8 protein-coding genes and 1 pseudogene are annotated in these 12,421 nt (G+C 58.8%); all 9 read right to left on the bottom strand.

Features of this window, described 5'->3' with window-relative positions; translation table 11 throughout:
• Window positions 1–18: 18 nt before the first annotated feature.
• Window positions 19–822: pseudogene (locus tag ALQ04_RS09225) on the bottom strand (dipeptide ABC transporter ATP-binding protein); the annotation flags it as partial.
• A complete protein-coding gene (locus ALQ04_RS09230) occupies window positions 822–1,790 on the bottom strand; it encodes an ABC transporter ATP-binding protein (RefSeq protein WP_122315453.1) in 969 nt (322 codons plus the stop codon). The pseudogene ALQ04_RS09225 and the gene ALQ04_RS09230, both read right to left, overlap by 1 nt.
• A gap of 10 nt (window positions 1,791–1,800) precedes the next feature.
• Window positions 1,801–2,712 carry an ABC transporter permease subunit gene (locus tag ALQ04_RS09235; protein ID WP_122315454.1) on the bottom strand — a complete coding sequence of 304 codons (912 nt, stop codon included), beginning with the start codon at window positions 2,710–2,712 and terminating at the stop codon, window positions 1,801–1,803.
• Between the two features lie 11 nt (window positions 2,713–2,723).
• A complete protein-coding gene (locus ALQ04_RS09240) occupies window positions 2,724–3,734 on the bottom strand; it encodes an ABC transporter permease subunit (protein ID WP_122315455.1) in 1,011 nt (336 codons plus the stop codon).
• A gap of 70 nt (window positions 3,735–3,804) precedes the next feature.
• The gene (locus ALQ04_RS09245; protein ID WP_122315456.1) at window positions 3,805–5,400 is read right to left on the bottom strand and encodes an ABC transporter substrate-binding protein; all 1,596 of its coding nucleotides are present in this window, start codon (window positions 5,398–5,400) and stop codon (window positions 3,805–3,807) included.
• Between the two features lie 80 nt (window positions 5,401–5,480).
• On the bottom strand, window positions 5,481–6,860 hold the full coding sequence (locus ALQ04_RS09250) for an OprD family porin (protein WP_122315457.1): 1,380 nt from the start codon (window positions 6,858–6,860) through the stop codon (window positions 5,481–5,483).
• Between the two features lie 157 nt (window positions 6,861–7,017).
• A complete protein-coding gene (locus ALQ04_RS09255; RefSeq protein WP_122315458.1) occupies window positions 7,018–8,616 on the bottom strand; it encodes an ABC transporter substrate-binding protein in 1,599 nt (532 codons plus the stop codon).
• Window positions 8,617–8,883: 267 nt separating this feature from the next.
• On the bottom strand, window positions 8,884–10,506 hold the full coding sequence (locus ALQ04_RS09260) for an ABC transporter substrate-binding protein (RefSeq protein WP_122315459.1): 1,623 nt from the start codon (window positions 10,504–10,506) through the stop codon (window positions 8,884–8,886).
• A gap of 264 nt (window positions 10,507–10,770) precedes the next feature.
• The gene (locus ALQ04_RS09265; RefSeq protein ID WP_122315460.1) at window positions 10,771–12,372 is read right to left on the bottom strand and encodes an ABC transporter substrate-binding protein; all 1,602 of its coding nucleotides are present in this window, start codon (window positions 12,370–12,372) and stop codon (window positions 10,771–10,773) included.
• Window positions 12,373–12,421: the final 49 nt, after the last annotated feature.

The raw sequence follows: 12,421 nt of genomic DNA on the forward strand, positions 1-12,421 counted from the left end.
GGTCATTAGACCAGCTCACTTCGGCTTCAGCGGGTCCGGGTGAATGGTCGGGGTCGCCGACAGCAACGCCTGGGTGTAGGGATGCAGAGGGCGGTTGTAGATTTCCTCTTTCGGGCCCATTTCCGCAGGCCGTCCCAGATACATCACCAATACCGTATCGGCCACATGGCGAACCACCGACAGGTTGTGGGAGATGAACACGTAGGCCGTGTTGAACTCCTGCTGCAGGTCCATGAACAGGTTCAGCACCTGAGCCTGAATCGACACATCCAGTGCCGAGGTCGGTTCATCGGCCACCAGCACCTTGGGTTGTAGCATCATGGCGCGGGCCAGGGCGATACGCTGCCGCTGACCACCGGAGAACATGTGCGGATAGCGATGGTAGTGTTCCGGACGCAGGCCTACCTGGCTCATCATCGCCTGAACCTTTTCCCGGCGCTCGGCACGGCTGAGGTCGGTGTTGATCAGCAGCGGCTCGCCCAACTGGTCACCGATTTTCTGCCGTGGGTTGAGCGAGGCATACGGGCTCTGGAACACCATCTGCACGTCCTTGCGCAACTGCTTGCGCTCGGCCTTGCTGGCTCCGGCAACTTCCTGGCCGGCGATTTTCAGCGAGCCGGAAGAGGGCTCTTCGATCAGGGTCAGAGCGCGGGCCAGGGTGGATTTGCCACAGCCTGATTCACCGACCACAGCCAGGGTCTTGCCTGCTTCCAGCTCGAAGGACACGCCATTGAGGGCGCGAACCAGAGCATGGCCCTTGAACAGGCCGCGCGAGACTTCGTAGTGACGGGTAAGGTCGCGGGCGGTAAGTACGACGCTCATCACGCCACCTCCTGATTCAAGGGATAGAAGCAGCGGGCCTGGCTGTGGGCCTTAGGGTCCAGGGCCGGGCGCTGGATGCGGCAGTTTGCCTGCGCATACGGGCAGCGTGGCGACAGCAGGCAGCCCAGTGGCCGGTCATAACGGCCTGGGACCATGCCGGGCAAGGTCGCCAGACGCTCTGCGCCCATGCTGTGTTCCGGGATTGCCGCCAGCAATGCTTCGCTGTAAGGGTGGGCCGGAACCTCGAACAGGCCGGGCACCTGGCCAACCTCTACTGCCTGACCGGCATACATCACACAGACGCGCTGTGCGGTTTCGGCGACCACGGCCAGATCGTGGGTAATCAGCACCAGGGCCATGTCCTGATCCTTTTGCAGGCTCAGCAGCAGCTCCATGATCTGCGCCTGGATGGTCACATCCAGTGCGGTGGTCGGCTCGTCGGCAATCAGCAACTTGGGTTCGCCGGCAATCGCCATGGCAATCGCCACCCGCTGGCTCATGCCACCGGACAACTGATGCGGATAGGCATTGAGGCGTGACGCCGCGCCGGGGATTTCCACTTTTTCGAGCAGTTCCAGCGCCCGCTGGCGTGCGGCCTTGCCGGACAGTTTCAAGTGCTGGCGCAGTACTTCTTCAATCTGAAAGCCCACGGTGTAGCTGGGATTGAGGGCGGTCATAGGATCCTGGAAGACCATCGCCAGGTCCTTGCCGATGATGCGTCGGCGCTGGCGGGCGTTGAGTTTGAGCAGGTCATTGCCGTCGAAATTCAGCGCGTCGGCGGTGATGATGCCCGGAGCGTCGATCAGCCCCATCAGCGCCATCATGGTCACGGACTTGCCGGACCCCGACTCGCCAACGATGGCCAGGACTTCGCCTTTCTCGACATTCAGCGACAGGCCGTCCACGACGGGGACGGCTTTGGCGTCGCCGAAGCGGACGTTGAGATTCTGGATTTGCAGAAGTGACATACGAATCTCCTCAGGCGGCATTCTTGAGTTTCGGGTCCAGCGCATCGCGCAGGCCGTCGCCCATCAGGTTGATTGCCAGCACGCTGAGCAAAATGGTCAGACCGGGCAGGCTCACGACCCACCAGGCGCGTTCGATGTAGTCGCGGGCCGAAGCGAGCATGGTGCCCCACTCAGGCGTCGGCGGTTGTACGCCAAGTCCCAGGAAGCCCAGTGCTGCGGCATCGAGGATGGCCGAGGAGAAGCTCAGGGTCGCCTGTACGATCAGTGGTGCCATGCAGTTGGGCAGTACGGTGATGAACATCAGGCGCGGCAGGGTCGCGCCGGCCAGACGGGCAGCGGTCACGTAGTCGCGGTTCAGTTCGCCCATTACCGCAGCACGGGTCAGGCGCACGTAGGACGGCAGCGAGACGATGGCGATGGCGATCACGGTGTTGATCAGGCCAGGGCCGAGGATCGCGACAATCGCCACTGCCAGCAGCAGCGAGGGCAGGGCGAGCATGATGTCCATCAGGCGCATGACCGAAGGGCCGAGGAAGCGCGGGAAGAACCCGGCCAGCAGGCCCAGCAGAATGCCGGGGATCAGCGACATCACCACGGACGACAGGCCGATCAGCAGCGACAGCCGCGAGCCCTGGATCAACCGGGACAGCAGGTCGCGGCCCAGTTCGTCGGTGCCGAGCAGGAATTGCCATTGACCGCCTTCAAGCCAGACCGGAGGCGTCAGCAGGAAGTCGCGATATTGCTCGCTTGGATCATGGGGCGCGACCCAGGGGGCGAACAGTGCGCAGAACACGATCAGGGTCATGAACATCAGGCCGGCAACGGCGCCTTTGTTCCTGGAGAACGCTTGCCAGAATTCTTTGTAGGGCGATGGGTAAAGCAGGCTTTGATCGACTGCTACCTCAGGAGTAGTTGTGCTCATTGGTCAGGATCTCAGCGCTGGTGACGGATGCGTGGGTTGGCAAAGCCGTAGAGGATGTCCACCACGAAGTTGACCAGGATCACCAGACAGGCGATCAACAGGATGCCGTTCTGCACCACCGGATAATCCCGTGCGCCGATGGCTTCGATCAGCCACTTGCCGATGCCCGGCCAGGAGAAGATCGTTTCGGTCAGGACGGCACCGGCCAGCAATGTGCCGATCTGCAGGCCGAACACGGTCAGTACCGGAATCAGCGCATTGCGCAGGCCGTGGATGAACACCACGCGAGCGGGCGACAGGCCTTTGGCCCGTGCGGTGCGCACGTAGTCTTCACGCAAGACTTCAAGCATCGAGGAGCGGGTCATCCGGGCGATCACCGCCAGCGGAATGGTACCCAGCACGATGGCCGGCAGAATCAGGTGATGCAGGGCATCGAGGAAGGCGCCTTCCTCATCGCTGAGCAGGGTGTCGATCAGCATGAAGCCGGTCACCGGCTGGATGTCGTAGAGCAGGTCGATGCGTCCGGATACCGGGGTCCAACCCAGCGATACCGAGAAGAACATGATGAGGATCAGGCCCCACCAGAAGATCGGCATCGAGTAGCCGGCCAGGGAAATTCCCATCACGCCATGATCGAACAGCGAGCCGCGCTTGAGTGCGGCAATCACCCCGGCCAGAAGCCCGAGGATACCGGCGAAGATCAGCGCTGCGATCGACAGTTCAAGCGTGGCGGGAAACAGCGAGGTGAACTCGGTCCAGACGCTTTCGCGGGTGCGCAGCGACTCGCCGAGATCGCCCTGGGCGAGCTTGCTGACGTAATCGATGTATTGCGCGTAAAGCGGCTTGTTCAGACCAAGGCGCTCCATGGCCTGGGCGTGCATTTCCGGGTCGACCCGGCGCTCGCCCATCATGACTTCGACCGGGTCACCGGGGATCAGGCGAATCAGGGCAAACGTCAGCAGGGTGATGCCGAAGAAGGTAGGGATCAATAACCCCACCCGGCGGGCAATAAAACTAAACATCTCGTGGTGTACCTCATCAGCCGGTCAGGCATGCCGCCTTTGCCTTGTGGGCGCCGGCGGCTGTTTTTCTCTACTTCACCTGTGCAGTGGTGAAGTTGTTATTGGTCAGCGGGCTGATATGAAAGCCTTCGACATTCTTGCGCATTGCAACGAACAGTTTTGGATAGGCCAGGCTTATCCATGGTTGCTCCTGGTTGAATACTTGCTGGGCCTGCTTATAGAGCGCGGCACGTTCGGCGGGTTCGGTTTTTTCCCTGGCCTGGGTGATCGCGTCTTCAAAGACCTTGTTGCACCAGCGAGCATAGTTTTCGCCATTTTTCGCGGCTTCGCAGCCGAGGTTCGGGGTCAGGAAGTTATCCGGATCGCCGTTGTCGCCTGCCCAGCCCGCAAAAACCATGTCATGTTCGCCGTTCTTGGCGCGTTTCAGCATTTCGCCCCATTCCATGACGCGCATGTCCAGCTTGATTCCCACCTTGGCCAGATCCGCCTGCAGCATCTGGGCACCGACCAACGGGTTGGGGTTGGTCACGGCGCCACCATTGCGAGCGAACAGGGTAAACACCTGTCCCTCTGGAACACCGGCCTCTTTGAGTAAGGTACGGGCCTTGGCCGGATCGTACGGCGGGCTCTGGCTATCGTTGTCGTAGCCGATCATGGTCGGGGGGTAGGGACCGACGCCCTCGGTGGCCTTGCCTTCGCCAAACAGCGCCCGGATATAGGACTGCTTGTCGAACGCCAGGTTGATCGCCTGCCGCACCCGCACATCGCTCAGGTATTTGTGCGAGGTATTGATGGCGACATAGCTGGTCATCATGGCTTCCATCTCGTCGATTCTGAGATTCGGGTCAGCCTTGATGTTGGCAATATCGTCAGGTTTTGGATAAAGCGCAACCTGACATTCATTTGCCTTGAGTTTTTGCAGGCGCGTGTTGTTGTCCAGAGTGATCGCAAAGATCAACGCTTCACTGGGGACTTTCAGCTTCCAGTAGTCCGGGTTGGCTTTATAGCGGACCTGAGCATCCTTGGCATAGCGTGTCAGGATGAACGGGCCGGTGCCAATCGGCTTGCTGTTGAGTTCGGCGGTCTTGTCACTCTTGAGCAACTGATCGGCGTATTCGGCCGAGTAGATCGAGGTGAACGGCATCGCCAGGTTGCGCAGGAAAGGTGACTCCGCTCGCGACAGGGTGAACTTTACGGTGTAGTCGTCGAGCTTTTCGATGTTCTTGAGCAGGTCCTTGAAACCCATGCTCTCGAAATACGGATAGCCGACCAGCGAACGTGCATGCCACGGATGCCTTGCATCCATCTGTCGCTGGAAGCTCCACAGCACATCGTCGGCGTTCATTTCGCGGGTGGGCTTGAAATAGTCGGTGGTCTGGAACTTGACCCCGTGTCTCAGCTTGAAGGTGTAAGTCAGGCCGTCCGGGCTGATCTCCCAGCTTTCGGCCAGGCCTGGAATGGTATCGGTGGTACCGGGCTTGAACGCCACGAGTCGTTCAAGAATGGTTTCCGCCGAGGCGTCTGCGGTGACCGCCGTGGTGTATTGCACGATGTCGAAGCCTTCCGGGCTGGCTTCGGTACAGACCACCAGCGGTTTGGCGCAGACACCCGCGGCGACGCTGAACACCCCGATGGCAATCGAGGCGCGTAGTGTGAGCTGTTTCAATAAAAACTCCTTTTATCCGTGCGAAGGCAACAGCCCCGGCTTGCGTAATGACGACACGCAAGTCGGGGCGGGATGACCGTTTACAGAATCTTGAATGGGATTGTGGTCACAAGACGGAATTCGTTGATGTCACCATCGGTCTGCGCCCCGGTGGAGCGATGGGTGGTGTAAGTGGCGCGTACGGTTGTGGCCTTGAGCGGTCCTGACTGCACGGCGTAGGTGGTGCCGATGCCGTACTCGTAGTGGCTTTCGCCACGCAGCTCTGTGACATCAGAGTAGCCGGTGCCCCGGTAATGAGTACCGTCGATACCCCAGCCGCGTGCCTGATAGGCATTGAATTTCAGGCCTGGCACGCCGTAGTCGGCCATGTTGATGACATAGCTGAGCTGCACGGATTTTTCGTTAGGGCCGTTGAAGTCCGAGAGCAGGGAGTTGGCCAGGAAGATGGCGTTGGTTTCCTTGGCATAGTCGAAGTATTCGTTGCCCATGACTTCCTGGTACGCGATACCGAAACTGTGCGCTTCGTGAGTCGCGGTGAACGACAGGCTGTAGGTGTCGTTATCGATAGCGCCGAGCTTGCTCTGGCCCGAATCCTTGGTCTTGTAGTAGTTCAGGTTGCTACTTAACGCCACCGCCTTGCTGTCGCCAATCTCGTGGGTGAAGCCGAAGTAGTACTGCTTCCAGAAGTCTTCCAGATCCGAGGCGTACAGGCTGGCGGTCACGTTGTTGAAAGGCTTGTAGTCGGCACCCACCATGCTCATGCGGTCTGAGGTGGCATTGATGTTGGCATAGGTGGAGCGGAACTTCGTCAGGCTCTGTTCGCTACGGGGTGAAATCCGGTCAAAGGTCGCGGCCTGGATAGACAGGTTGTTCAGTTCGTCGCTCTGCAGGGCAAAACCCTGGAAGCTGGAAGGCAAGGCACGGTTGCCGAGGAAGGCGACGACCGGCGTATTGATCGACTGGCGACCAGCGGTCAGGGTTGTGTTGGAGATGCGCGCCTTGACGTTGCCCAGCCCGAGCTTGCTCCATTGGCCGACCGCATCGCCGTCGTTTTCGGCCTGTGTACGGTTGCCGCCGCCGGCGATGTGCTTGCGATCCCTATCCAGAGCGATGGCGTTGTACAGCGCCACTTCGGTACTGAAACCGACAGTGCCCTGAGTGAACCCCGAGCTGTAGTTGACGATGGTGCCTTGCATCCAGTTGATACGGCGCGGGGTTGAGGTTGGCACACCGTTCTTCTGATAGCTGAAGCGTCTGCTTCCACGTTGTAGCTCATTGGAGTACCAGTTACGGGTCGTGCCCGTCAGGTGCTGGTCTTCAAGGAAGCCTTTGGCATCGTCCTGGGCATTGCTGGTGCTCAGTTGGGTAGGGATGAATGTATGGCTGCTTTCCTCTGCCTGGGCTATCGCGCCGAAGGAGGTCAGAGATAAGGCAAGCAATGCCGTGCTGGTCGTTTTCAAATGTACTGCTCCTTTGTATTGCTTTTATAAACACCAGGTTTTTCTGTCTGGCTTTTGGTGATGTCAGGTTTTTGGCCTGACTTTGTTTTTATTTGCCCGGCACCCGGCCGCATCACTGGCTGCTGGCAGCTAGCGATGTAACCGGATGCTTTGCGGATCAATCCTTGAGGCTGACGCCCGAGAAACTGTTGCGGCCGAACGGGCTGACCTGGAAGCCCTGGACTTCAGCGCGCAATGGCTGGCTGACCGTGGAGTGCGCAACAGGCGTGATGGGCACCTGCTCCTTGAGATAACGCTGCGCCTGTTTGTACAGGTCGATGCGCTGGGTTCGGTCGGTGGTGGCAATGGCGGACTTGATCAGCGCGTCGTATTTCTCGTCGCACCACATCGAGTAGTTGTTGCCGCCAATCGCTGCGCAGCTGTAAAGCGTGCCAAGCCAGTTGTCCGGGTCACCGTTGTCGCCGGTCCAGCCAATCAGCGAGATATCGTGTTCGCCGTTCTTGGTGCGCTTGAGGTATTCGCCCCACTCGTAGCTGACGATTTTGACCTTGATCCCGACCTTGGCCCAGTCCGACTGCAGCATTTCAGCCATCAGCTTGGCATTGGGGTTATAGGGCCGCTGAACCGGCATGGCCCACAGGGTCAGTTCGGTGCCTTCCTTGACGCCAGCGGCGCGTAGCAGCTCCTTCGCTTTTTCCGGATTGAAAGGCGCGTCCTTGATGCTGTCGTCATAGGACCATTGGGTCGGCGGCATGGAGTTGACGGCCAGTTGTCCGGAGCCCTGATAAACGGCGTTGATGATCGCCTGCTTGTTGACCGCCATGTCCAGCGCCTGGCGCACCTGCAGATTGCCCAGCGGCTCATGCCGCACGTTGTAGGAGATGTAACCCAGGTTGAAGCCAGGACGTTCCACAACCTGCAACTGCTTGTCGGCTTTCAGGGCTTCAAGATCGGCGGGGCGCGGGTTGAGGGTGACCTGGCACTCGTTCTTGCGCAGCTTCTGCATGCGCACCGAAGCGTCGGTGTTGATGGCGAAAATCAGTTGATCGATCTTGACGCGACTCGGGTCCCAGTATTCCTTGTTGGCCTTGTAGCGAATCTGCGAATCCTTCTGGTAGCGCTGGAACACGAACGGGCCGGTGCCGATGGGCTGCTGGTTGATATCCCGTGGATCGCCCTTGGCCATGAGTTGTTCGGCGTATTCGGCGGACAGGATCGCAGCGAAGCTCATCGCGATGTTCTGGATAAACGCGGCGTCGACGGTATTGAGCGTGAACACGACGGTCATTGGTCCGGACTTTTCGACCGACTTGATCTTCTTGTTCAGGCCCATGCCGTTGAAATAGGGAAACTCGGTCGGGTAGGCCACACGAAACGGGTGGTCGGTCTTGAGCATGCGGTTGAAGGTGAACAGCACATCGTCGGCATTGAAGTCGCGGCTGGGCTTGAATTCCTTGTTGCTATGAAACTTGACGCCTTCGCGCAGGTGGAAGGTGTAGACCAGGCCATCGGGCGAGATATCCCAACTGGTCGCCAGGGCGGGAACGGCAGTGGTTTCGCCCGGCTTGAATTCGGTCAGGCGGTTGTAGATCGGCTCTGCGGCATCGTTGTCCGTGGCAGCGGTGTATTGCGCGGTATCGAAGCCGGCCGGACTGGCTTCGGAACAGAACACCAGACTGCTGGCAGCCTGTGTTGCGGTCGCCGTATTGAGTAACCCAAGTCCAACTAATGAGGTTATCGCAATTGTTTTACGCATAAGGATTCCTGTCCTCCAATGGACGAGTTACCGCACTCATAGGTAATGGCACGTCTGAAAACAATATCTGAAGTAAGTGAAACTGCCACGACGGTATGTCGGCGCGAGCGTGTGGTAAATAGGTTCGCAGGCTCTAGTTGTCGTAGGAAAAAAACTTTAACCAAGTAGGTAATTGCTTTTGGCGGCAATTACGCAACTTGGCGATCCTGTTTTGCCACTCAGATATTCAACAACCTGCGCTATGAAAATAGCGCAGGCTAATTGCCATTACTTCACGCCGACACCATAAAAGGAGTTCAAGCCAAACGGGCTGATCTTGAAGTCCACGACGGTATTGCGCATCGGCTGATAGACGGTCGAGTGCGCGATAGGCGTCATGGGGACGGCATCCTTGAGAAGGTGTTGCGCCTGTTTGTACAACTCGGTGCGCTTGGCCTGGTCAGGAGTGGCCTTGGCCTGCTTGATGACTGCGTCGTAAGGCTTGTCGCACCACTTGGAGAAGTTGTTGCCATTGATGGCATCGCAACCGAACAGGGTACCCAGCCAGTTGTCCGGGTCACCGTTGTCACCGCTCCAGCCAATCAGCATGGCGCCGTTTTCGCCGGATTTGGAACGCTTGATGTACTCGCCCCATTCATAGCTGACGATCTTGGCGTTGATACCGATCTTCTTCCAGTCGGACTGCAGCATCTCGGCCATCAACTTGGCGTTGGGGTTGTAAGGCCGTTGCACCGGCATTGCCCACAGCGTGATTTCGGTACCTTCCTTGATGCCGGCTTCCTTGAGCAGGGCCTTGGCCTTCTCCGGGTCGTACTTCGTATCCTTGATGGTGTCGTCATAAGACCACTGGGTCGGCGGCATGGCATTGACGGCCAACTGGCCGGCGCCCTGGTAAACCGAGTCGATGATCTGCTGCTTGTTGACGGCCATGTCCAGAGCCTGACGGACTTTCAATTGCGCCATCGGGTTGGGGACATCGCTGCCTTTGATCTTGTCCATCACGTTGTAGGCGATGTAACCCAGGTTGAAGCCTGCCTGGTGCGGCATGTTCAGGTTCTTGTCGGCCTTGAGCGGTTCAAGGTCGGCAGGGCGCGGGTAAGCGGTGATCTGGCATTCATTCTTCTTGAGCTTCTGCATGCGCACCGACGGGTCGGTGGTGATGGCGAAGATCAGGTTGTCGACCTTGACGTCTTCAGGCTTCCAGTAATCCTTGTTGCCGGTGAAACGGATATTGGAATCCTTCTGGTAGCTCTTGAACACGAACGGGCCAGTGCCGACCGGCTTCTGGTTGATGTCCGCCGCCTTGCCTTCCTTGAGCAACTGGTTGGCGTATTCGGCAGACTGGATCGAAGCAAAGGACATGGCGAGGTTCTGGATGAACGCGGCATCGACCGTGTTGAGGACGAACTTCACGGTGTAGTCGTCGACTTTTTCAACCTTGGCGATGTTGGCGTCCATTCCCATGTCGGTGAAGTACGGGAATTCGGTCGGAGCCGCTTTGCGGAACGGCTGGTCCTTGTCGATCATGCGGGTGAAGGTGAACACCACGTCATCGGCATTGAATTCGCGGCTTGGCTTGAAGTACGGCGTAGTGTGGAACTTGACGCCCTTGCGCAGATGGAAGGTGTAGGTCAACACGTCGTCGGAAACATCCCAACTGGTCGCCAGACCGGGCTCGACAGCGGTACCCCCACGCTCGAACTGGGCCAACCGGTTGAACATGGTTTCGGCCGAAGCGTCGAAATCCGTGCCAGTGGTGTATTGCGCCGGGTCGAAGCCCGCCGGGCTGCCTTCTGAGCAGAACACAAGGTTGGATGCCGCCTGGGCAAAGGGTGCGCTGGCGAGCAGGCTTGCGCCGACGATGAACGGAATGACTGCGTGTTTGAGCATGGAGGCCTCAGTTATTGTCATTGGGAGGGAACGACCTCGTGAGCCGATCCATCCGATACTTATGCAGGGGTCGTACCCGAAGCAAGGTGCTGCCGACAAAGAGGCGCTAAAAAGTGGAACGAGCGTACAAGAATGTCGCGTAGGTGTAATTTCTCCGCAGTTGATCGTTTGCGCGAAGAGAATCGACGATTTTTCGCACCATAAATGCGCAACCGGGCGTGTTGAATGCACCCGGTTGGCGTGGGAGTTGTTACCTGAAGGGATTTACTTGCCGAGGCTGACGCCATAGAACGGGGTCAGGCCGAACGGGCTGATCCTGAAGTCCTGGACTTCCTTGCGCATCGGCTGGAACACCTTGGAATTGGCGATCGGCGTGATGGGCACCTGAGTCTTGAGCACCTGCTGCGCCTGTTGATAGAGCTTGATGCGCTCGTCGCGGTTGGTGGTCAGCTTGGCCTGTTGCACCAGCTTGTCGTAGGCCGGATCGCACCACTTGGCGAAGTTGCTGCCCTTGACCGCCGCGCAGCTGTACAGCACGCCCAGCCAGTTGTCCGGATCACCGTTGTCGCCGGTCCAGCCGTAGATCATCACATCGTGTTCGCCTGCCCGGCTGCGCTTCATGTACTCGCCCCATTCATAGGTGACGATGTTGGCCTTGATGCCGATCTTGTCCCAGTCGGACTGGATCATCTGTGCCGACATTCGCGCATTGGGGTTGGAAGCGCGCTGCACCGTCATGGCCCACAGGTTGATTTGCGTGCCCGGTGCGATGCCGGCTTCCTTGAGCAACTGCCGGGCCTTGGCCGGGTCGTACGGTGCATCCTTGATGTTCGGGTCATAGCCCCACTGGGCGGGCGGCAATGCGTTCTGGGCCAGTTGCCCGGCGCTCTGGTAGACCGCCTTGATGATGGCCGGCTTGTCGATGGCCATGTCCAGCGCCTGACGAACCTTGAGCTGGTCCAGCGGTGGATGGGTAACGTTATAGGCCAGGAAGCCCAGGTTGAAACCCGGCTGGCTCATGACCTTGATGTTCGGATCCTTCTGGAACTCCTCGATGTCCTGCGGGCGAGGGTAGCCGCTGACCTGGCATTCGCCGGCCTTGAGCTTTTGCAGGCGTACGGCCGCATCGCTGTTGATCGAGAAGATCAGGTTGTCGATCTTCACGTCTTCGGGCTTCCAGTATTCCTTGTTGCCCGTATAGCGGATCTGCGAATCCTTCTGATAGCGCTTGAAGACGAAAGGACCGGTGCCGACAGGCTTCTGGTTCAGTTGGTCTGCCTTGCCTTCCTTGAGCAACTGCGCGGCATATTCGGCGGACTGGATCGACGCGAAGCTCATCGCCAGGTTCTGCACGAACGCGGCATCGATATTGTTCAGGTTGAACCTGACCGTGTGGGCATCGACTTTCTCGACATTCTTTATCGTGGTGTTCATGCCCATGTCGGTGAAGTAGGGCGATTCGGAAGGGTAGGCCTTGCGAAATGGCTGCCCGGGATCGAGCAGGCGATTGAAGGTAAACAGCACGTCGTCGGCATCGAAGGGGCGGCTGGGCTTGAAGTAATCGGTGGTGTGGAACTTGACCCCTTCACGCAGATGAAAGGTGTAGCTCAGTCCATCGTCAGAAACTTCCCAGCGAGTCGCCAGCCCTGGCTCCACTTCTGTGCCACCGCGCTTGAACTGAGTCAGGCGGTTGAAGACCGTTTCGGCTGATGCATCGAAATCGGTACCACTGGTGTACTGGCTCGGATCGAAACCGGCCGGGCTGGCTTCGGAGCAATACACCAGCGTGCTGGCGGCCTGGGCCAACGGGGCGCAGGCCAGCAGCGCGGTGGTCAGAAGCAGTGGTTTGAAGATCGTATGTCCCATGAAACCCCTCGCAAAGTGCGGCAATAACCGTTCTGAATATCAACAGGCG

It is taken from the genome of Pseudomonas cichorii (assembly GCF_003700275.1).
GTDB lineage: Bacteria > Pseudomonadota > Gammaproteobacteria > Pseudomonadales > Pseudomonadaceae > Aquipseudomonas > Aquipseudomonas cichorii_B.

What these genes read in the sequence shown, in the direction of transcription:
- ALQ04_RS09230 (WP_122315453.1), bottom strand. Translation starts at nt 1,790, where the DNA reads ATGTCACTTCTGCAAATCCAGAATCTCAACGTCCGCTTCGGCGACGCC.
- ALQ04_RS09235 (WP_122315454.1), bottom strand. Translation starts at nt 2,712, where the DNA reads ATGAGCACAACTACTCCTGAGGTAGCAGTCGATCAAAGCCTGCTTTAC.
- ALQ04_RS09240 (WP_122315455.1), bottom strand. Translation starts at nt 3,734, where the DNA reads ATGTTTAGTTTTATTGCCCGCCGGGTGGGGTTATTGATCCCTACCTTC.
- ALQ04_RS09255 (WP_122315458.1), bottom strand. Translation starts at nt 8,616, where the DNA reads ATGCGTAAAACAATTGCGATAACCTCATTAGTTGGACTTGGGTTACTC.
- ALQ04_RS09260 (WP_122315459.1), bottom strand. Translation starts at nt 10,506, where the DNA reads ATGCTCAAACACGCAGTCATTCCGTTCATCGTCGGCGCAAGCCTGCTC.
- ALQ04_RS09265 (WP_122315460.1), bottom strand. Translation starts at nt 12,372, where the DNA reads ATGGGACATACGATCTTCAAACCACTGCTTCTGACCACCGCGCTGCTG.